Genomic DNA, 21,387 nt, shown 5'->3' with positions numbered 1-21,387 from the left:
AAATGAATACTATTATTGAAACCCGGGATCTGCAGAAGTCGTTCTCAATCAATAGGAAAGAGCGCGAACTAGTAATCAAGGGTATTGATTTTTCCGTTGCTGAGAGCGAATTCGTGTCGATTGTCGGTCCGTCGGGATCTGGCAAGTCGACGTTTCTTTATTGCATTTCCGGACTTGAGCAAGCTGACTCTGGGCAAAGCTTTCTGTGTGGTTTTGATTTGGTGGCTGCCTCCAGGAATAAGCGAAGTGAGGTCCGCCGAAAAAATGCTAGTTTCATCTTCCAAGATTACAACTTGGTGGACTCGATGACAGCGTGGGAAAACGTCCAGTTAGGTTTGCGATTCGTTTCTAAGAAGATGAGAAAGAGTGAGCTGACCAGTCTTTTTGAGAAGTTCGGGTTGGCTGACCGGAAGAATTACTATCCAGCTCAGCTTTCGGGAGGGCAGCGTCAGCGTGTAGCGATTATTAGGGCCTTAGCAGTCAGGCCACGCGTGCTATTTGCGGATGAACCGACGGGTGCTCTGGATTCGAAGTCGAGCGCTCTAGTGATGAAAGAACTTTCGGATCTCAGCCGCCAAGGTACCGCAGTTGTAATGGTGACCCATGACTTGGAAGTAGCAGCTCAGGCTCAACGCGTCATTGTCTTGTCCGACGGAGCGCTGGTAAGAAAGATTAATGATCCAACGGCAGAGGATCTATTTGAGGCTTTAGGAAACCAAAGAAGAAGGTAATGTTCAGTCATTGATTTGTGAGAACAGTCAATATGAGGGAATTTTTCTTGGTATTCGGTGGATCAGTATATATAAATGAGCTACCGGTTAGAATGCGATTTTTAACGGGCTAATATGTGTTAGCGCTACCCAATTGGCGACGGACAAACGGCGTTAAGAGTTGTTCTTGGGGCGCACCAGTTAGGTTCTGCCGTGAATGGAAAACCGCCGTAGACGGAGTAATTGGTTGTGTTTTGGTCATGATTCATGAATGTTTAGTTCGATGTGCCTATGAAAGTTTCAGCGTTGGGTAGGATTTCAACCGAAATCCTACCCAACGTCCGAATGGCCGGATTCACTCCATCAGAAATGGTGCATCTTGCCAACATCGTGACATATGCCTCTCTTGGAAAAGTCAGTTTGAATGCCAGGCCGCGGTAGCTATCCATTAGCTGCCAAGCTTGAGCAGCATTGTAGTGGGTGGCCTGTGTGGTGTAGGGGTTATCTGGTAAAGTAGAGGGTCTTTTTAACTGCTTGGATAATGGATTTTTGCTGGGCGATGTGGGGTATCGGTCGTTTGAGTGTGGTGATCGCAAACTTTTCATACTGGAAGATCAGTGAGGTTGGGAAGTTTGCCGAGGTTGAAGATGTGTGCGTATGAATCCTCGCCCAATTTGGTCAGGTCGAGGGTGTCAGGAAGTTTGTGTGTGAGGCTCTGATCTAGAAGGAGTTTCACCGATAATGACTACGGTGTCACCGAAGAAAAGCCATGACCCGGCGAGGGTCAACGAGATCAGCGAGAAGCTGATGGAAAACCCTGAGGTCGCCAGCTTGATCAGCGAGCTGTCGGCTTCCGCTGATGATGCAAGCGAGCTGGTCAAAGGCCTGTTGCAGGCATCGATCAACGCTGGTCTTAAGGCGGAGATGGATGCGCACTTGGGCTACGGCCATTCCGACCGCAACGCCAAAGCCCAGGTCGAAACCTCACAGGAGAATAACCACCGCAATGGGTCGTACATCAAGACCGTCAATTCTGGATACGGCGCGGTGGAAGTAACTGTGCCCAGGGATCGTGCCGGCACGTTTATTCCCCGCATGGTGCCCAAGGGCGCACGCAGGCTCACAGAGCTCGACGACATGATCGTCTCGCTGTATGCCGGCGGGATGACAGTGCGCGATATTTGCCATCATCTCGCGACCACCCTTGGGGTGGATATGAGCCCCGATACGATCAGCACCATTACCGATGCGGTCTTGGAAGAGGTCATGATCTGGCAAAACCGCCAGCTCGACGAGTTTTACCCAGTGATCTTCCTCGACGCCCTACGCGTGAAGATCCGTGACGGCCACCGCGTGGTCAACAAGGCTTGCTACATGGCGGTTGGTGTCGACATGGACGGCATCAAGCACATCCTGGGATTGTGGATCGCTGAAAATGAAGGCGCCGCATTCTGGGCATCGGTGTGCGCAGATCTGGCCAACCGCGGGGTCCAGGACGTGTTCATCGTCTGCTGCGACGGGCTCAAAGGCCTGCCAGAAGCCGTGGAGGCAACCTGGCCGAATTCCATGGTGCAGACCTGCATTGTGCACCTGATTCGAGCTGCGAACCGGTGGGTGTCTTATCAGGACCGCAAATCTGTCTCCCGCGCGCTGCGTGAGGTCTACACCGCCACCAATGAGGACACCGCACGCGCCAACCTGGATGCTTTCGAGGCCAGTGAACTGGGCCTAAAATACCCCCAGTCGGTCAAAGTCTGGCGCGACGCCTGGGAGCGGTTCGTGCCGTTTCTACAGTTCCCGCCTGCGGCCAGGCGAGTGCTCTACACCACCAATTCGATCGAGTCACTCAACGCGCAACTGCGTAAAGCTACCCGTAACAGGGGCCAATTCCCGAACGATACCGCAGCACTGAAGACGCTGTGGCTGATGATCTGCAACATCGAAGACAAGCGTGCTGCCCAGCGGGCGAAGAAAGCCAAGCGCAACATTGAGTGCAACGGCTATATTGAAGGAGCGAAAGCCACCGGGTGGAAACAAGCCATCAACCAACTAGCCGTGGCTTACCCCAACCGATTCGCGGACTACTTGTAAACCAAGCCCCCGCACACAAACAATCGGACACTCTCTGTCCGATGTTGCCGCCGCCGCGCACTTTCGTGCCTGCCAGACCTTCTTCGGGAAAACGTCCTCTACGAAAAAGCAAGCCGCCGCCCGCCAAGCCGCCGCCGAATCCGGCCACCACCTAGACACCCTCGTGGTGTTGGACAACGCCTTCCGCCGAGTACGCAACCAGAACGACGCCTGGGCCATGCTCATCCAACTGTGCAACACACCCGGCACCACCACACAACTGCGCCGCCTGGCCAACCAAAAAGTACTCCAGCTCAACCGCCCGACCCCACCCGCCGAAGGAATACGCGTGACCCGCCGCAAAAACGGCCCCAGTACTTTCTCTATTACCGGGGACCCGCAGCTGGTAGAAAACCTCTGGGCATCAATCAAGACCATCCCCGACGTCGAAGCCTTGTTCAGCGGCGGCCTCGAAAAGCAACCCAAGACCACCCACGTGGTGATCTCCCTGCCCGACTGGGTGCGCATCCTGTCAGGTGACGGCGACGAGATCACCGTGCAGCTCAGCAACGGCACCACCATGACCGGTGCCGACTACATCCGCCAAAGCCCACTGGATGCGGGCCTGGCCACCTTGGTGGATCCTAGGCGCGGGCCGGTCAACCAATACCGCTACCAACGGCACGCCTCGCCGAAACAGAAGGACATGGCCAAAGCCGAAACCACCCGGTGCGCCTGGCCAAACTGCCGCAAACCCGCCGACGAGTGCCAAGTCCACCACATCCACTCCTGGGCAGACGGCGGAGAAACCAACCAAGAAAACCTCACCTTGTTGTGTGAGTTCCACAATTCCTGGAACGACGACGACCCGACCTACCCCAGACACGGCAGGATCAACCGAAGACACGGCAGGGTCACCTGGGACCCACCCTGGAGCAGCGGGCCCTAACGGCCAACGGCTGACACGGGGGTCAGCCGAGGGAAAGAAACAACAAAGTCAACCAAACCCCGCGACTGCCGGATAACAAGCAAAGGCACAAGAAAAAGCGCCACGGAAATCACTCCGTAGCGCCTACTCGGCGTGCCGAAAAGCTAATCCGGTCGGTTGATGAGCATCGCGGCGACGCGCTGCATGTGATCCCAGATCATCGCGCGGTACGCCGGCGGGATGGTCTCCTCATCGATGTCGTCCAGGGAGGCACCCATCAGGTCCAGCCAACGCTGGGCGGCGGCGGAATCGATGGGGAAGTGCACATGCCGCATCCGGAGACGCGGGGCGCCGCGGTTGGCGTTGAACTCGGCGGGCCCGCCCCAATACTGCGCGAGGAACCACTGCAATCGCTGCGCGGCGCCGTCGAAGTCATCGGCCGGGTACATGGGCGCTAGGATGTCGTCGTCGCGCACGCGGGCGTAGAAACCTGCGACCAGGCGGCGGAAGGTTTCCTCGCCCCCGATGGCATCGTAAACGCTGCTGGGCTGCATTTAGCTCTCGTCCGCCTTCCGCATGATGCCCACGCCGTAGGGGTACGGGGTGGAGATGCCGGCTGCCTGCATGGCGTCCAGGATGTGCGCTTGGGCGTGACGCTGGACGTGCCACTGCTGGCCGGGCATCGTCTTGATGGAAATGCGGTAGGAGATGTAGTCCGGCTCCCAGGCGGAGATGCCATTGAGGACGGGGTCGTCGATGACCTCGTTCTTGATGGCTGGGTCCTTGACCGCCTCGGCGACGGCCGCCTCGATGACGTGCCAGGCCTCCTTCGCGTTGTTCGACAGGCCAACGGGGATCTGCAGGCGGCAGATGGCGTAGTGATCGGAGAAGTTGCCGATGCGCAGGATCTCACCGTTGCGGACCGTCCACAGGGTCCCGTCGATGTCGCGTACCTTGGTCACGCGCAGGGTGATGTCCTCGACGTCACCGATGATGTCCTCGCCCACGTTGATGGTGTCGCCGATGCCGTACTGGTCCTCCAGCAGCATGAAGACACCGGACAGGAAGTCCTTGACCAGCGACTGCGCGCCGAAACCAAGGGCGACACCAACCACACCGGCCGAAGCGATAAGCGGCGCGATATTAACGCCGAGCTGGTCCAGGATGAGCAGGGCGGCCAAGCTCCAGATGACGATGCCCACGGCCGATTTGCTGACCCCGGCCAGCGTCTTGATGCGGGACTTGCGCCGGTTCTCCTGGCTGCGGTTCATAGCGGCCTGCTGGCGGCTTTCCTCTTCGCGCTGCGCCTTGGTGGGCTTAACGGTCAGGGGCAGCCGCGGGATGGCGGTGCCGCTGGGGGTCTGCGCGGCCTTGCTGGCCAGCTTGTTGATGACGCGCCGCAGCACCCACTGCGAGACGATGGCGATCAGCAGGATGACCACGATCTTGACGGGGCGTTCGATGACCCACGAGCGGACCTGTTCGTCCTCCCACCAATTGCTGACCGTGTCGACGGCAGTGGTGCTGGCGGAACTAGCTAACACTGTGAGACTCATGCACTCTCTTTCCTTGTTGACTCGGCTTCGATTGTAGTAACCGCGGCCGGGCGGGGCGCAGCGATGGGTCCGGCGGCACAGGGCAGGTGGTGAATAAAAGGGCGGCAGCGGCGGGCCAAAAGTGGACAGCTTGGTCTAGGGTTGGGTGGCATGACGCAGCAGACGAAGCAAGACCTCGCCCAGGGATTTACTTCCCGCGCCATCCACGCCGGCTACCACCCGGACGGACACATGGGGTCCATCAACGTGCCCATCTACGCCTCCACGACGTTTGCGCAGGACGGCCTCGCGCAGCTGCGCGGCGGCTTCGAATACGGCCGCGTGGCCAACCCGACGGTCCGCTCCCTGGAGCAGACCCTGGCAGCCCTGGAGGACGCCAGCTTTGCCCGCGTGTTCTCGTCGGGCATGGCGGCCATCGACACGCTCATCCGCATCCTGGCCCGCCCCGGCGATCACGTCATCCTGGGCAACGACGCCTACGGCGGCACCTACCGCCTGCTGCACCACGACTTTGGGGAGTGGGGCATTCAGTTGAGCGTCGTGGACACGACCAACCCGGACGAGGTCGCGGCCGCCGTGCGTGACAACACCCGGATCATCTGGCTGGAAACGCCCAGCAACCCGGCGCTGTCGGTCACGGATATCGCCGCCGTCGCGGAAGTGAAAAAGCACGCCGCGCTGGTGGTGGACAACACCTTCGCCACGCCCTATTTGCAAAACCCGCTGGCCCTGGGCGCGGACCATGTGGTGCACTCGACCACCAAGTACCTGGGCGGCCACTCCGACGTCCTCGGCGGTGCCGTCATCACTAACGATGCCGAAGTGGACGAGCGCCTCCTGTACTTCCAGGGCTGCGTCGGCGCGGTGTCTTCGCCTTTCGATGCCTACCTCACCGCCCGCGGCATCAAAACCCTGGGCGTGCGCATGGAGCGCCACTGCTCCAACGCGCAGGCGGTCGCCGAATACCTGGCCGCCCGCCCCGAGGTCGGCCAGGTCTACTACCCGGGGCTGGACGACCACCCGGGTCACGCGACGGCCGCGGGCCAGATGCGCGGCTTCGGCGGCATGCTTTCGGTGCGCTTCCACAACCCTGAGCACGCGGAGCAGTTCTGCCTGAACACGCGCCTGATTTGTCTGGCGGAGTCGCTGGGCGGGGTCGAGTCCCTGGTCGAGCACCCGCAGAAGATGACGCACGCCTCGGCGGAAGGCTCCGAGCTGGTGCCGCCGGCGGACATGGTGCGCCTGTCGATTGGCATTGAGGACGAGGCCGACCTGCTGGCCGACCTCGCCCAGGCGCTGGACGCCCTAAGCTAGCAGGTCGCCGGCCGTGCGGTCGGTCTCCTGCAGCATCAGGGGATCGGTGCCTGGCATGGGGGAGATGGTGGTGTCCGGCCACTGGGCATAGGTGGGGATGCCGATGATGTGCAGCCGCTCGTCCACCGTGTCATCGGGGTGGACGGTGCGGCGCTGCCACGTGGTCTCCGGCGAGCCCGTCGGGTGCCCGTGGTCGTAGAAGGGCCGCGTGCGCGCCTGGATCGACACCGACATCGGGTCGACGGCGTGGCGCACGTCGGGCTGGTGCATCCAGGCGTCGACGAGCCAGTCGGAGCTGGCGGCGCCGAAGCGGGTGCGTAGGGTGAATTCTTCGCCGATTTCCAGGTGCGGGTGATCGCCTAAGAAGGTGACCAGGCCGGCATCGATGAGCGCGAGCAGCTGCTGGGTGCGGAACAGCGGCGGGCCGGAGCCAATCATCTGGCCAAAGGCCATGAATTCGCGGTAGGAACTCGTGCGCGAGTGCCAGCTCATGCGGCCTTCCGAGCCAGCGATGGAGGCGGGTTTGCGCGCCGCAGAAATCGCCCCCAGGGCGGCCTTGAGACGGGAGTCGCGCCCGGCCTGGGACTCGGCGATGTCGCGCTCGAGCCCGGCGGCGATGAAGCCGGTCGGGTCGTCGCCGTCGTAGGAGGCCAGCGGGTTCATCCAGTAGTCGAGGCGGAACTCGCAGTCCAAGGCCGCGGTGAGCTCGGCCGCCAGGGAGGGCAGGGTGTCGTCGTGTAGCTCGGCGGCATCGATCTCGGCGGCGCGCTCGGGGTAGTAGGCGGCGTAGGCGTCGCGGACTAGGGCGGGCAGGACCTCGGCGCCGAAGTCGAAGTCGTCGCCCAAGTCCGCCAGCGCCGCCTTAAAGCGGGACAGGTTGGCCTTCGGCGGCAGGGAGTGGTACTGGGACTTCGGCAGGTAGGGGTAGCCGCGCCCGGAGGTAACAACCAGCTGGGGCTCGCGGCCGGACGGCTGGTAGCGCAGGCCGCCGCGGGCGGAGTCGTCGGCGACGAACTCGCCGCCGCGGTTGATGGTCACCAGTGCCATGACGTCGAAGAAGCCCATACCGAGCCCGCGCACGAGCACCTTCTGGCCGGCCGGGATTTCCTCGACGGGCTGCTCAACGGGGTTGTCGGGGCGCACCCAGTTGAGGTCGGCGGCGGCTAGGCGCTGCTCTTCGTCGTTAGCCGCCGGCACCTGCCAGCCGTAGGCCAGCACCGTCTTGTTGGCGGTGACCTGGGAACCGTCCGCCAGGGTCAGTATGTCGTGGTCTCCGGCGTCGGCGATGCCGGTAGCGCGGCTGAAGTGGTGGACCACCTGGACCTCATCGGGCAGCTGCGCCAGCGCGACGGTCAGCACCCAACGCAGGTAGGCGCCGTAGAGGGCGCGGGAGGGGTGGGACTCGGGGCGGGACTCGTCGAGCTCGGTGGCAAACGCGCGGTCGACGGTGGGCGGGAACTGGCGGAACAGCTCCACCTTGGACTCGCTGATGCCGGCCGCGGCCGGGTCGTCGCCGCGCAGGATCTGGATCCACTCGTAGAGGATGGGGCCTTCCAGCGCCGGGGCGGTGAGGGTGGACTCCGGCTCGGTGAACAGGGTGACCGCGCCGGCCAGGGTGTTCATGCACAGGGTGCGGGTCTGGTCGGTCTCCCAGATGCGGCCGGCGCCGTGCTCGGCGTCGTCGATGAGGTGCAGGGTGATAGGTGGGGTGGAGGGGTGCTCGTGCAGGTGGGCGGCGAGGCGTTCAATGACGGAGATTCCCCGCGGGCCCATCCCCACGATGGCCACGGCTAACGGTGCTGACAATGTCTTCATCCTTCTGAGACGAGAGAATAAAATAGACTATTTGGTCTACAGTAATGATACTAAACGGTCTAAACTGTGTTAAATTCGCAGACAAGTTAAAAGTTGAACTAACCCCGAAGAAGTATCATCACCGTGAAACTACTCAGAACCCTCACCAGTCTAGTCGCCGTGGCAGCGCTGGCCGCTGGGTGCGCCACCGCGCCGGAAGGGGAAGGCGGCGGCTCCGACAACGTCCTGACGTACCTGGAGCCGCAGTTCTTCCGCACTCTCTACCCGCCGGCCGCCGGCTTCTACCCGAACGGCGGCGTGGTCAACCAGCTCACCGACCGGCTGCTCTACCAAGACCCGGAGACCCTGGAACTTTCTCCCTGGATTGCCACGGAGCTGCCCGAAGTCAACGAGGACGCCACCGAATACACCTTCAATATCCGCACGGACGTGACCTACTCCGACGGATCCCCGCTGACGGCGGAGAACGTGGTGGCGAACTTCGATCTCTACGGGCTGGGCGACAGCGACCGCACGCTGACCGCCTCCGAGCAGATTTCCAACTACGAGCGCGGCGAGGTTATCGACGAAGACACCGTGCGTTTCCACTTCTCCGCCCCCTCACCGGGCTTTTTGCAGGCCACCGCCTCCTATAACGCGGGCTTGCTCTCGGACGAGTCGCTCAAGCTGGACAACGAAGGCTTCGGTCCCGGCAACGCGCGCAACGTCATCGGCTCGGGCCCTTTCGTGGTCGAGCACGAGGAGATCGGCACCGACCTGGTGTTAAAGACCCGCGAGGACTACGACTGGGCGCCGCCCGAAGTGCGCCACCAGGGCCGGGCCGCCATCGACGGCGTGCACTACATCCTGGCCGCCGAGGAATCCGTGCGGACCGGCGCGGTGTTGTCCGGCCAGACGGATATCGCCCGCCAGATTTCGGCGCCGCAGGAGGGCCTGCTGGAATCCCGCGGGGTCAACATCGTCACCCGCGGCACCAACTCGATGAACAACCAGCTGGCCTTCCGCTTCGACCACCCGCTGCTGCAAGACCAGCGGGTGCGCGAGGCGATTATCCACGGCATCGACAGGCAGGAAATCCTGCGCGTGCTCTTCTCCGACGCCTACCCGCTGGCCACCTCCACCGTGGCCGAAACCGGGCTGGGCTACCAGGACCAGGGTGATGCCTACGCCTACGACCCGGACACGGCGCGCGAGCTGCTGGCAGAAGCCGGCTGGGAACCGGGCCCGGACGGGATCCTCACCAAGGACGGCAAGCGCCTGGTGCTGCGCTCGAACACGGCGCTGCCGCAGCCGCGATCCAAGGAGGTCATGACGATGGTTCAGGACCAGCTGGGTGAGCTCGGCATCGGCGTGGAGATTAACGCCGGCGACCAGGCCACGCAGAACGCGGACGCCAAGGACATCGACAAGGTGCAGCTGTACCACTCCATGGTCGCGCGCGCCGACTACGACGCGATTACGTCCTTCTACAGCATCAACAACCGCGACGCCTTCCTCAACCAGGATTCCGCCGGCGAGCCCATCGACGCCCACCTGGAGCAGTTGCTCGACCGCGTCGTCTCCGTCACTGGCACCCAGGAGCGCGAACAGGCGGTCCAGGAAGCCCAGGATTACATCACGGAGAAGGCCTACGCGCTGCCGCTGTTCGAGGAGCCGCAGGTCTACGCGGTCGCCGAGGGCGTGGAAGGCTTCCGGCCGGAGGCCGTCGCACGCCCCTGGTTCTACGAGGTGGAGGAGATTAACTAATGACCGGAAAGCAGATTTTGGCCCGTCTCGGGCAGGCACTGCTGGTGCTGCTGATTACCTACACGGTCGCGTTCTTCTTGCTGTCCGCGCTGCCGTCCGATGCCGTGCAGTCCCGCTTCGGTGACCCGGCGCTGGGCCTGTCACAGGCCGAGATTGACGAGATCCGGGACTCGATGGGCATCGATAAGCCCCTGTGGGTCCAGTTCTTTACCTCGCTGGGCGGGTTCCTGGTCGGCGAGTTCGGCAATTCCACCGAGTCCGGCGCGCCGGTGGCCACGCTGATTGCGGACGCGCTGCCGCACACGTTGGCGCTGGCGACCTCGGCCATCGTGGTCTCTGTCATCATCGCCCTGCTGGTCGCCTTCGCCGCGACGCTGCCGGGCCTGGGGTGGATCGGTTCCTTCTTCCGCGGGCTGCCCTCCCTGCTGGTCTCCCTGCCGGGCTTCTGGGTGGGCATCCTGCTCATCCAGTTCTTTTCCTTCCAGCTGGGCTGGGTGCGCGTGATTGAGCCGGGCAGCATCGAGGGGCTCATCCTGCCCACGCTGACGCTGGCGGTGCCCATCTCCGCGCCGCTGACGCAGGTGCTCATCCGCTCCATCGAGCAGACGCAGGGCCAGCCCTTTGTCAACGCGGTGCGCGCCCGCGGGGCCTCGGAGGCCCGGATCTTCTGGCGCAACGTCCTGCGCAACTCCTTGCTCCCGGCGCTGACGATGGTCGGGCTGCTCTTCGGAGAGCTGGTCGGCGGCGCCGTGGTCACCGAGACCGTCTTCGGCCGCACCGGCCTGGGGCAGATGACCGCCCAGGCCGTGGCCAACCGGGACACCCCGGTGCTGATGGCGGTGGTGGTTATCGCCGCGGCCGCTTACGTGATTATCAACCTGGTCGTGGACCTTTTGTACCCGGTCCTGGACGTCCGCCTGCGGGGCCAGAAGGCCCCGGCCCGTGCGGCAGGAAGGAAGACCCATGTCTAAGCCCCGCAATCTCTGGACGCGCCCGACCTCGCTCGTGGCGATCCTCGTGCTGGTCATCGCCGCCCTCGCGGCGCTGTGGCCCGGCCTGCTGGCAAGCGCGGACCCGTACGCGGGCACCGACGTCGCCCTGCTGCCGCCAAGTAGCGAGCACTGGTTCGGCACCGACGCCGTCGGCCGCGACCTGTACGCCCGCGTCGTCTACGCCGCCCGCCAGTCCCTGGTCGGCGCCTTCATCGCCGTGGCCGTCGGCCTGGTGGTCGGCACGATCATCGGCGTGCTCGCCGGCAGCCTGCGCGGCTGGGTGGACACGGTCCTGATGCGCGTGGTCGACGTGCTGCTGTCCATCCCGGGCATCCTGCTGTCGCTGTCCATCATCATCGTGCTGGGCTTCGGCTCCGTCCAGGCGGCGGTGGCCGTCGGTGTCACCAGCATCGCGGCCTTCGCGCGCCTGGCCCGATCCCAGGTCATCAGCGTGGCCGGGGCGGACTACGTCGAGGCCGCCTACGGCTCGGGCGCGCGCCCGCTGCAGGTGATGGTGCGCCACATCCTGCCCAACTCGCTGACCCCGGTGGTGGCCCTGGCGACCCTGCAGTTCGGCTCCGCCATCCTGCAGCTGTCCATCCTGGGCTTTCTGGGATACGGCGCCCCGCCGCCCACGCCGGAGTGGGGGCTCATCATCGCCGAGGGCCGCGACTTCATGGCCACGGCCTGGTGGCTGATTGTCATCCCGGGCCTGACGATTGTCGCCGTCGTCATGGCCGCCAACCATCTCTCCCGCAACATCCGGGCGCAGGCCTAAAACACAAGGAGCAGAACTCGTGTCACTATTAACTGTTACTGACTTGAACGTCTCCTACGACGGCTCCCCGGCGGTCCAGGGCGTGAACCTTGAGGTGGAGCCGGGCCAGATGACCGCCATCGTCGGCGAATCCGGTTCCGGCAAGTCCACCTCGGCGCTGTCCATCCTGGGCCTGCTGCCGGACAACGCGGCCGTCGATGCCGGCTCCGTGACCTTCCAGGGCCGCGACCTGACCGGGCTTAACCGCAAGCAATGGCGCGGCATCCGCGGCGCCCACATCGGGCTGGTGCCGCAGGACCCCAACAACTCCCTGAACCCGCTGAAGACCATTGGCGCCGCGGTGGAAGAGGGCATGGAGATTCACGGCCGCGCCGGTCGGCGCGCGCGGGCGCTGGAGCTGTTGGAGCGGGTCGGCATCGATGACCCGGAGCGCCGCTACCACCAGTACCCGCACGAGCTGTCCGGCGGCATGAAGCAGCGCGTGCTCATCGCCGCGGCGGTGGCGCTGGAGCCGGAGCTTATCATCGCCGACGAGCCTACTAGCGCCCTCGACGTGACGGTCCAGAAAACCATCCTGGACCTGCTGGACGACATGCGCGCAGAGCTCGGCCTGGGCCTGCTGTTTATCACGCACGACTTGGCCGTGGCCGGCGATCGCGCGGACAAGATCGTGGTGATGGAGGCCGGCCAGGTCCGCGAATCCGGCCTGGCGGCCACGGTGCTCACCGACCCGCAGCACCCGTATTCCAAGCGCTTGCTCGCCGATGCCCCCTCCCTAACTGCCGCCGATTTCACCCGGCAGCAGGCCTCCCCGGTCGCCGCCGGGGAGGAGCCGCTGTTGCGGGTCGACGGTCTAGTGCAGCGCTTCGGCGACTTCACCGCCGTCGATGGGGTCAGCTTCGAGGTGGCCAAGGGCACCACCCACGCGCTGGTGGGGGAGTCCGGCTCCGGCAAGACCACCACCGGCCGGTCGGTGGCGATGTTCAACCAGCCGACCGCGGGCAGCATCCGGCTGGGCGGGACCGAGCTGACCGAGCTGGATGCGGCCGGCCGGCGGGAAGCCCGCCGCCAGGTCCAGCTGGTCTACCAGAACCCGTATAGCTCGCTAGATCCGCGGCGGACCATCGCGGATACCATCGCCGAGCCCTTGGTCAACTTCCGGGGGATGAAGCGGGCGCGGGCACGGGAGGCCGCGCGCGAGTTCATGGAGCTGGTCGCCCTGGACCCAGACATGGGCCAGCGCCTGCCCGCGCGCCTGTCCGGCGGGCAGCGCCAGCGCGTGGCGATCGCGCGGGCCATGATCATCGAGCCGGAGCTGGTCGTCCTGGACGAGGCGGTCTCCGCCCTGGACGTGACCGTCCAGTCGCAGATCCTGCGCCTGCTCGACGACTTGCAGCAGGAGCTGGGGCTGACCTATATCTTCATCTCCCACGACCTGGCCGTGGTCAATCAGGTCAGCGACACCGTCAGCGTGCTGAGCTCCGGCCAGCAGGTCGAATACGGCCAGACCGCCCAGGTCTTTACCAACCCGCAGGCGAATCTCACCCGTCGGCTCATCGAGGCCATCCCCGGCTCCCGCTACCGGGGCGGCGACCTAAACTTGGGCCTGTAAAGGCGAAGAAGCAGCAAGAAGAAGCGAAGAACAGAGGAGAAATAATGACCGATATCATCGACGAGCTGGCGCAGACTAACACGCAGGTGAGCCAGCTGCGCAACGCCCGCCCAGCGGCTCGCGAGAACGCCCAACTGAGCTTCGAGGCCCTGCTCGAGCCGGCGGAGGCCGGCGAGTTTAGCCAGGCGGAGCGCTACGCCGTGGCCGCCTTCGTGGCCGGGATTACGCAGGCCGGCTGCCCGGCGGAGTTCTACCTGGACTTGCTCGGCGACGAAGACGAGGAGCTTCTCGCCCCGGTTAAGGAGGCCATCGAGGCTGGACAGCACCGCGGTCCTTATGCGGGCGGGGGGCATAGCACATTCGAAGGCCTGGGCGAGCGCCTGGGCGCGGCCTTCGACTTCGCGCACCTGTTGGTCTTCCACCCGAAGGACGCGGATCCGGCGACCATCGGCCACCTGGACGCCAGCGGGTGGGGGCCGACCGGCATGGTCAGCTTGGCGCAGCTGATTAGCTTTTTGGCTTTCCAGCTGCGGGTGGTGCGCGGCATCGCGGTGCTGGGCGGCGAGGCCCCGGCCGCGCCGGGGGCCGTGGTAGATACCCCGCAGGAGCGACCCGGCTGGGAGGTCACCGGTGGGGTAGAGACCCCCGAGGTGGTCCACCCGGGCCGCTTTGTCAACCACGCGCTGGGCTGGAAGCCCTGGGTGCCGGGGCTGAGCAAGGAAGACTTCACCGAGGAGCAGCGCGAGGCGCTGATCAAGCCGGAGCGCATCGAGCAGCCCTACTTCCGCCTGCTGGCCCGCGACCCCGCCGCGCTTAAGGCCCGTACCCTGACGGACCTGGACATCTTCTACAACACCGACGGCGGGCTGGGGCGCGCGGAGCGCGAGCTGGCCGCCACGGTGGTCTCGCGCCTCAACGGCTGCGAGTACTGCGCGTCGGTGCACCAGCAGCGCTACGTCGACGAGGGCGGCGACCGAGAGACCATCGACCGCCTCCTCGACGACGGCGCCGACATCGATTTGGGGCGGGCGGACTGGGCCGCCATCCGGGATGCCGCGGTGGCCATTAGCCGGACCCCGCTCGAATTCGGCGCCGAGCACGTCGACGCGCTGCAGAAGGCGGGCCTGGACGACCAGGCGGTCCTGGACGTTATCTACTCCTCGTCTTTCTTTAACTGGGCGAACCGCCTGATGCTGACCCTGGGTACCCCGGACGTGCCCCGGCGTTTCCGCTAGAGCGCCTAGACTGGCCGGCATGACTAACCAAGAACAGACCAAGACCGCAGTCGTCACCGGCGCCACCGGCGGGATGGGCCGCGAGATCGTCGCGGACCTGTCCCGCGACCACCACGTCGTGGCCATCGGCCGCAACGCCGAGCGCCTGACGGAGCTGGAAAGCCCCGGCGTGACCTGCGTGCGCGCGGACCTGACCGAGGACTTCGACCTGCCGGATCTAGACCGCGTTGACGTGCTGGTCCACGCCGCGGCGATTGCGCAGCGGCGCTCGGTGGCATCGGCCAGCCGGGAGGACTGGGAAGGCCACCTGTCCATCAACGTGGTGGCCCCAGCCATGCTGACCCAGCGCCTTTTGCCGGCCCTGCAGCAGGCCGGCGGGACCGTGGTCTTCATCAACTCGGGAGCCGGCCGCGGCGGCTTCGGCGACAACGTGGTCTATGCGGCCACCAAGCACGCGCTCTACGCCTTGGCCGACGGGCTGCGCAAGTCGGAGCACGGCATCCGAGTGAGCACCGTCGCGCCGGGGCCCACCGATACCGAGATGCTGCAGGGGCTGACCGACTACAACCGCGAAGAGGTCATCGCCCCGGTGGAGGTAGCCCGCGCTATCCGCGCCGTCGTCGACGCCGGCCCGACCACGCAGCTGACCGAAATTCAGGTGCGCCCGCGCGTGGAGTAGGCCGCGTGGGTCGAGCAACTCGGGCAGATTCATGCGCTAAACTTAATTTGTGACTAACCAGCCCAGTTCTAAACCGGCGTACCTGGCTATCGCGGACGCACCGGCGGCACCTTTGTGCGCACCACGGCGCCGGTGGTGGATTTGAGCCGCGTCCAGGACCTGGGCGCGCAGCTGAGTAACGACGAAAACGAGCTCGTCAATGACGAGCTCGAGGAATCTCACGTGCAGGTGCCGCCGGCCGTGGCCGAATAGCTGGCGATTGCGGAGACCGAGCGGGTGTGGTCGGTCAAAAGGCTGCACACCGTCGACGGGACGCCGGCGCTATATTCCCGCCATTTCGTGCCGGCGTCAGATCTGCAGGCCCACTGGGCCGGGCGGGAGCCGGCCAGCTACCGGCAGTCCTTGGAGCCGGCTCTGCCGAACGCGGTGGAACAAAAGGCGCTGCGGCTGTCGCGCACCACGCCGATTCTGCGGGTGCAGCGCTGCGCACTCGACGCCGCCGGCCGCCCCCTGGACTTCACAGAGATGGCGTTGCGCGGCGACGTCGCGGAGCTGCACCTAGATATTTAGGGGCGGGCGCTGGCTCGCGCAGGGGGCTAGAGGAGCACCTGCGCTAGCAGGGAACCTACCACACACGAGGTCAGCACGGAGATGGAACCCGGGATGATGAACGAGTGGTTGATGACGAACTTGCCGATACGGGTCGTGCCGGTGCGGTCGAAGCCGATGCAGGCCAGGTCCGACGGGTAGGTTGGCAGGATGAAGTAGCCGTATACCGCGCCGTAGAAGCCGACGATGACGGCTGGGTCGATGCCCAGCTGCAGGCCGATTGGGGCGATGGCGACCAGGGCCGCGCCCTGGGAGTTGACCAGCTTCGAGACGATAATCAGCACGACGGCGTAGGCCCACGGGGCTTGGGCGACGACGTCGCCGAGGCTGGCCTCCAGGGCATCGATGTGCGCCTGGAAGAAGGTGTCCGCCATCCAGGCCACACCGAAGACGGAGAAGACCGCGGTCATGCCAGCCTTGAAGACCGGGGTGCTGGCAATCTTTTTGTGCTCGACCTTGCAGCTCATCAGGATGACGGCGCCGGCGACCAGCATGACCATCTGGATGACCAGGTTCATCGACACGGGCGAGAGCTCGCCGTCCTCGCCCGGGACGAGCGGGCGCAGGAATTCGAAGGCACCGAGGAAGACCACGCAGACGATGGCAACCAGGAAGATCACCACGGAGCGCTTGGCTTCCTTGGGGAATTCCACGCCGATGAGCGAGTGGCTGGAGTTCTTGATGGACTCCGCGAACTCGGGGTCCTTCATACGCTCCTGGAAGACCGGATCCTTGTCCAGGTCCTTGCCGCGGCGCAGGGACCACAGGGCGGCCAGGATGACACCGGACAGGGAGGCCGGGATGGCGACCATGAGGATCTGCGGGATGGAGTAGGCCTGGTCGATGGCGCCGGCGTGCTCGGCCAGGATGGAGGCCAGCGAGACGGTGGCGACCGAGACCGGCGAGGCGGTAATACCCATCTGGGCCGAGGTGGAGGCCACGGCCATGGGGCGCTCGGGGCGGATGCCCTTCTTCAGCGCGATGTCCTCGATGATGGGGAACATCGTGTAGACGACGTGGCCGGTACCGCAGAGCACGGTCAAAAACCATGTGGTCAGGGGAGCGAGAATGGTGATCCGCTCCGGGTGGGCGCGCAGGATCTTCTCGGCGAATTGCATCATGACTTCGAGGCCGCGCGCCTGTTGGAGGGTTGCGGCGCAGCCGATGACTGCGATGATGGTCAGCATCACCGATACCGGCGGCTCGCCCGGGGCTAGTCCGAAGACGAAGACCATGAGCAACAGGCCGATACCGGAAATCAGGCCCAGGCCGAGCCCGCCGTAGCGGGTACCCAGCACCAGGGCAACAAGAATAATGGCCACTTGCAGCACGATCGCCAGGACGGAGTCCGGGGCGAGGACAGTGGCTAACATCTAAGTGCCTTTCCACTAATAACAAACAAGGGGGACAGTAAAAATATTATCGAAGCGGACACAATCGGACATAATGAAAGCGGCGAGCTAATAATCACAGCTCGCCGCTTAGTAGTTTTGGGACCAAATCTGCTAAAATCCCAGCGTAACGCCCATACTGTTAGCTGGCGTCCACCGCCCGGTTGCGTACGGCGCGGGCGGTGCGGTCACGCTGTTCGGTGACCACGCGGCGCAGCCCGGTGGGCAGATCGCGGCGCAGGAATTCCTCGGCGCGATCCACGGTGTCCTGGCTGACGTCCCAGGAGGGGAAGAGGCCGGTGACCGTCGCCAGGGCGATTTCGTGGGACTGGCCGTCCCAGATCTTCTCCGCCACCTCGAAGTAATCCTCGCTGGGCAGGTTGTCCTCCGCGCCGGGGAAGACCAGGCCGGCCAGCTTCGAGCCGGTGTCGCGGTTGCCCAGCTGGCCGTCGACGAGCTCGCGCCAGACCGCCTGCTTGTTCTCCGGGGTGTTGACGGCGGCGCGGGCCTTGAGGGAGGCCTGGTAGCCGGTGGCGGAGTTGTCGCGCTCGAGCTCGGCATCGATGAGCTGGCCTGCGTCCTCCCCGGCGCCGTCGGCGACCAGGGCGGCCAGGGCGCGCCAGCGCATGCCGTTGTCCTCGGACGTTTCCGTAACCTCGCGGAAGTAGTCGCGGGAGGCCTCGGTCAGCGGCAGGGTGCCCAGGGCCTTGGCGAAGACCAGGCGGCGCTGCTCGTCGTCGCTGCGGGCGCCGGCTACCAGGGCATCGGCCAGCAGGGACGAGTCCTTGGCCCAGGCGGGATCGGCGTAGCGCAGCTGGGCCTGCACGGCCTGGGTGAGGATGCGCTCGAGGACCGACAGCTCGGTCTCGGCGGCCGCGCCGCGGGCGACCAGGGCGATGAAGTCGCGGGCGCGCATGCTGCCCGCGCGGGTCATCTCCCAGGCGGCCGACCAGCACAGGGTGCGCGCCATCGGATCGGCGATCTTGTCGATGTGGTCCACCACGAAGTCGCGGGAAGCCGGGTCCAGATCCTGCAGTGCGTAGGTCAGATCGTCGTCGTTGACCAGGACCAGGTCCGCGGCTGGGGCGCCTACCAGGTCGGCGACGTCGGTGCTGGCGCCGTCAATGTCCATCTCGACGCGCTGGTAGCGGGTGACCTTCCCGCCGTCCAGCCGGTAGAGCCCCACGGCCACGCGGTGGGTGCGCAGGGTATCCCCGGTCTGCTCGACGGCGAAGTCGGTGTAGGCGCCGTCGGTGACGTTAAAGCGGGCCCGCAGCGAGTTCACGCCGGTGGTCTTGAGCCACTGCTGGGCCCAGAAGGAAAGATCGCGGCCGGAGGCCTCGGTCAGGTGGCGCAGGAGATCGTCGAAGGTGGCGTTGGCCCAGGCGTGCGCCGAGAAGTGCCGGCGCACGCCGGCGAAGAAGTTCTCGCGGCCGACGTAGGCCTGCAGCTGCTTAAGCACGCTGGCGCCCTTGGCGTAGGTAATCCCGTCGAAGTTCTGCTCGACGGTCTCGATGTCCGAGGCGTCCGTGGAGATGGGGTGCGTGGTGGGCAGCTGGTCCTGCTGGTAGGCCCAGGCCTTTTCCACGTTGGCGAAGGTCACCCAGGCCGTGTCGTACTGGGTCTGCTCCGCCTGGGAGATGGCCGCGGACCAGGTGGCGAAGGACTCGTTGAGCCACAGGTCGTTCCACCACTGCATGGTCACCAGGTCGCCGAACCACATGTGGGCCAGCTCGTGGAGGATGGTGTCCGCACGGCGCTCGTACATATAGTGGGTGGCCTGGGAGGCGAAGACGTACTCGTCGCGAATGGTCACGCAGCCGGCGTTTTCCATGGCGCCTGCGTTGAACTCGGGTACGAAGACCTGGTCGTACTTGCCATAGGGGTAGGCGAAGCCGAAGTTGCGGTGGTAGAAGTCGAAGCCCTGCTTGGTCTCGGTGAACAGGCGCTCGTGGTCCAGGTGCTCGGCCAAAGACTGGCGGCAGTACAGGCCCAGCGGGACCTCGAGGTCCTGGGCGGGCTGGCCCTCCGGGTGGGCGGAAAGCTGTCCGCGCCAGGTGTCGGTGAATTCGACGTAAGGCCCAGCGCACACGGCGATGAGGTAGGTCGACAGCGGGTAGTCCAGGTGGCAGCTAAAGGTGTTGCCGCGCTGGGTGGCCGGCCCGTTGGTGATAACCCGCCAGCCCTCCGGTACGGCGAAGGATAGATCGTAGGTCGCCTTCAGGTCGGGCTGATCGAAGCAGGCGAAGACCCGCTTGGCGTCGGCGGTCTCGAACTGGGTGTACAGGTAGGGCTGGTCATCGGCTGGGTCGACGAAGCGGTGCAGGCCCTCGCCCGTGCGGGAGTAGGGGATGCGGGCGGTGACCTCGACGGTGTAGTCCGCGACCTGCAGGCCGGACAGCGGGATGCCGTACTCCGGATCGTAGGCGGCAGTCGGCAAGGGAGCTCCGCTCAGGCGCACGTCCAGGATCTCCTCGGCACGCAGATCCAGGAAGGTGCTGCCCGGGCGCAGGCACGAAAAGTCCACGCGGGTGGTGGAGATGAAGTGCGTGTCCGACTGCGTTAAGTCCAAGGCGACGTCGTAATGGTTGACTCGCAGCATCTGCGAGCGATGCTGGGCCTCGTCGCGAGTCAGGTTTGTCGAGGTCATAGCTGTTTTACCTCCTAGGCGGTGAATTTTAGGCTACGGTCCAGCCTAGCCGTCGCCTAGGCTGGGGCGCGCGGAATCCCCATAACCACTACAACAGCCTCTAGAAATTAGGAGAAAAACGATCATGACTCAGCAGGTGAAGTTCTGGTTCGACGTCTCGTGCCCGTTCGCTTGGGCCACCTCCCGGTGGATCAAGGAGGCCGAGAAGGTCCGCGACATCGAGGTCACCTTCGTGCCGATGTCCCTGTCCGTGCTCAACGAGGGCCGCGACCTGGACCCGGCGTACATGGAAGCCATGGAGGCTAACTGGGGCCCGGCCCGCGTCTTCGCCCGCGTGGCCACCCAGGAGCCCGCCAAGGTCGACGAGCTCTACACCGCGATGGGCACGCTGGTCCACGTCGACGGCAACGCCGGCAAGAAGGGCTACGGCGCCTACGACGAGGTAATCGCCCAGGCCCTCGATCAGGCCGGGCTGGACGCGGCCTACGCCGAGGTAGCCAACACCACCGACGCCGACGCGGAGCTGAAGCGCTTCCACCAGGAGGGCATCGACTCGGTGGGCGAGGACGTGGGCACCCCGGTGGTCAAGCTGGGCGAGACCGCCTTCTTTGGTCCAGTCATCACCCGCATCCCGCGCGGGGAGGAGGCCGGCGAGCTTTTCGATGCCGCCGTGAAGCTCGCGGAGTTCCCCTATTTCTTCGAACTCAAGCGCACCCGCACCGAGATGCCGGCGGCCGAGTAGGCCCGGCGGTAGGATAAAGATTATGCGCGTATACCTAGGAGCAGATCACGCAGGTTTTGAAACCAAAAACCTGATTGCACAGCACTTGTCCGACGCCGGCCACGAGGTCATCGACTGCGGCGCCCACACCTTCGACCCGGAGGATGACTACCCGGCGTTTTGCATTGAGGCGGCCCAGCGGACGGTCAACGACCCGGGTTCCTTGGGGATTGTGCTGGGCGGTTCCGGCAACGGCGAGCAGATCGCAGCCAACAAGGTCGAGGGCGCGCGCTGCGCCCTGGCGTGGTCGGAAGAGACCGCGCGCCTGGCCCGTGAGCACAACAACGCCCAGCTCATCGGCATCGGCGGCCGCATGCACACCCCGGAGCAGGCCCTAGACATCGTGGACGCCTTCCTGGATCAGGAGTGGTCGGGCGCGGAGCGCCACCAGCGCCGGATCGACATCCTGGCCGACTACGAGCGCACCGGGATCGCCCCGGAGATACCGGAGGCCTAAGCCAGCTAGCTAGGCTCCTCTAGTCAGACGAAAGGCGCCGGGGAGAGCACCACTACAAGTGCTT

18 protein-coding genes are annotated in these 21,387 nt (G+C 64.9%); 13 read left to right on the top strand and 5 right to left on the bottom strand.

Annotated elements, in window-relative coordinates:
- Positions 1-2: 2 nt before the first annotated feature.
- The 3 genes from CCONF_RS09170 to CCONF_RS09160 all read left to right on the top strand — a co-directional run bounded on the left by CCONF_RS09170 (position 3) and on the right by CCONF_RS09160 (position 3,729).
- A complete protein-coding gene (locus CCONF_RS09170) occupies positions 3-731 on the top strand; it encodes an ABC transporter ATP-binding protein (protein ID WP_290222961.1) in 729 nt (242 codons plus the stop codon).
- 720 nt (positions 732-1,451) lie between these two features.
- Positions 1,452-2,801 carry an IS256 family transposase gene (locus CCONF_RS09165; RefSeq protein WP_290222959.1) on the top strand — a complete coding sequence of 450 codons (1,350 nt, stop codon included), beginning with the start codon at positions 1,452-1,454 and terminating at the stop codon, positions 2,799-2,801.
- Positions 2,802-2,964: 163 nt separating this feature from the next.
- Positions 2,965-3,729, top strand: a complete 765-nt coding sequence (locus CCONF_RS09160) for an HNH endonuclease signature motif containing protein (protein ID WP_290222957.1) — start codon at positions 2,965-2,967, stop codon at positions 3,727-3,729.
- A gap of 143 nt (positions 3,730-3,872) precedes the next feature.
- On the opposite strand, the gene CCONF_RS09155 is transcribed toward CCONF_RS09160, so the two are convergent.
- On the bottom strand, positions 3,873-4,262 hold the full coding sequence (locus tag CCONF_RS09155; protein ID WP_290222955.1) for a globin domain-containing protein: 390 nt from the start codon (positions 4,260-4,262) through the stop codon (positions 3,873-3,875).
- A complete protein-coding gene (locus CCONF_RS09150; RefSeq protein WP_290222953.1) occupies positions 4,263-5,264 on the bottom strand; it encodes a mechanosensitive ion channel family protein in 1,002 nt (333 codons plus the stop codon).
- A gap of 150 nt (positions 5,265-5,414) precedes the next feature.
- On the opposite strand from CCONF_RS09150, the gene CCONF_RS09145 reads away from it, so the two are divergent.
- Positions 5,415-6,578, top strand: a complete 1,164-nt coding sequence (locus CCONF_RS09145) for a cystathionine gamma-synthase (protein WP_290222951.1) — start codon at positions 5,415-5,417, stop codon at positions 6,576-6,578.
- On the opposite strand, the gene CCONF_RS09140 is transcribed toward CCONF_RS09145, so the two are convergent.
- The gene (locus CCONF_RS09140) at positions 6,570-8,393 is read right to left on the bottom strand and encodes an FAD/NAD(P)-binding protein (protein WP_290222949.1); all 1,824 of its coding nucleotides are present in this window, start codon (positions 8,391-8,393) and stop codon (positions 6,570-6,572) included. The two genes, CCONF_RS09145 and CCONF_RS09140, sit on opposite strands and share 9 nt — an antisense overlap.
- A 123-nt stretch (positions 8,394-8,516) precedes the next feature.
- Here CCONF_RS09140 and CCONF_RS09135 point away from each other — a divergent pair, with 123 nt between their 5' ends.
- From CCONF_RS09135 to CCONF_RS09105, 7 genes are all read left to right on the top strand, one after another.
- On the top strand, positions 8,517-10,139 hold the full coding sequence (locus CCONF_RS09135; protein WP_435384074.1) for a TIGR04028 family ABC transporter substrate-binding protein: 1,623 nt from the start codon (positions 8,517-8,519) through the stop codon (positions 10,137-10,139).
- Positions 10,139-11,110: an ABC transporter permease gene (locus CCONF_RS09130; RefSeq protein ID WP_290222947.1), complete on the top strand. Its 972-nt coding sequence runs from the start codon at positions 10,139-10,141 to the stop codon at positions 11,108-11,110. The genes CCONF_RS09135 and CCONF_RS09130 overlap by 1 nt, the downstream gene beginning before the upstream one ends.
- Positions 11,103-11,909: an ABC transporter permease gene (locus tag CCONF_RS09125; RefSeq protein ID WP_290222945.1), complete on the top strand. Its 807-nt coding sequence runs from the start codon at positions 11,103-11,105 to the stop codon at positions 11,907-11,909. The genes CCONF_RS09130 and CCONF_RS09125 overlap by 8 nt, the downstream gene beginning before the upstream one ends.
- A gap of 19 nt (positions 11,910-11,928) precedes the next feature.
- Entirely contained in the window at positions 11,929-13,521 is a 1,593-nt protein-coding gene (locus CCONF_RS09120) for a dipeptide ABC transporter ATP-binding protein (RefSeq protein WP_290222938.1), read from the top strand.
- 44 nt (positions 13,522-13,565) lie between these two features.
- Positions 13,566-14,756, top strand: coding sequence for an alkylhydroperoxidase domain protein (locus CCONF_RS09115; RefSeq protein WP_290222932.1), 1,191 nt, complete (start codon positions 13,566-13,568; stop codon positions 14,754-14,756).
- Positions 14,757-14,775: 19 nt separating this feature from the next.
- A complete protein-coding gene (locus tag CCONF_RS09110; protein WP_290222908.1) occupies positions 14,776-15,435 on the top strand; it encodes an SDR family oxidoreductase in 660 nt (219 codons plus the stop codon).
- A gap of 252 nt (positions 15,436-15,687) precedes the next feature.
- Positions 15,688-16,005: a UTRA domain-containing protein gene (locus CCONF_RS09105; RefSeq protein WP_353959523.1), complete on the top strand. Its 318-nt coding sequence runs from the start codon at positions 15,688-15,690 to the stop codon at positions 16,003-16,005.
- Between the two features lie 26 nt (positions 16,006-16,031).
- Here CCONF_RS09105 and CCONF_RS09100 read toward each other — a convergent pair whose 3' ends face one another.
- Complete coding sequence (locus tag CCONF_RS09100) at positions 16,032-17,417, bottom strand: anaerobic C4-dicarboxylate transporter (protein WP_290222907.1); 1,386 nt, start codon at positions 17,415-17,417, stop codon at positions 16,032-16,034.
- A 160-nt stretch (positions 17,418-17,577) separates the two neighbouring features.
- Positions 17,578-20,085: an aminopeptidase N gene (pepN, locus tag CCONF_RS09095; RefSeq protein WP_290222906.1), complete on the bottom strand. Its 2,508-nt coding sequence runs from the start codon at positions 20,083-20,085 to the stop codon at positions 17,578-17,580.
- Positions 20,086-20,209: 124 nt separating this feature from the next.
- Here pepN and CCONF_RS09090 point away from each other — a divergent pair, with 124 nt between their 5' ends.
- On the top strand, positions 20,210-20,827 hold the full coding sequence (locus tag CCONF_RS09090) for a mycothiol-dependent nitroreductase Rv2466c family protein (RefSeq protein ID WP_290222905.1): 618 nt from the start codon (positions 20,210-20,212) through the stop codon (positions 20,825-20,827).
- A gap of 22 nt (positions 20,828-20,849) precedes the next feature.
- Positions 20,850-21,323 carry a ribose-5-phosphate isomerase gene (locus CCONF_RS09085; protein ID WP_290222903.1) on the top strand — a complete coding sequence of 158 codons (474 nt, stop codon included), beginning with the start codon at positions 20,850-20,852 and terminating at the stop codon, positions 21,321-21,323.
- Positions 21,324-21,387: the final 64 nt, after the last annotated feature.

The sequence above is a fragment of the Corynebacterium confusum genome, assembly GCF_030408715.1.
Classification (GTDB): Bacteria; Actinomycetota; Actinomycetes; order Mycobacteriales; family Mycobacteriaceae; genus Corynebacterium; species Corynebacterium confusum.
This window is presented reverse-complemented; position numbering and strand designations above follow the sequence as displayed.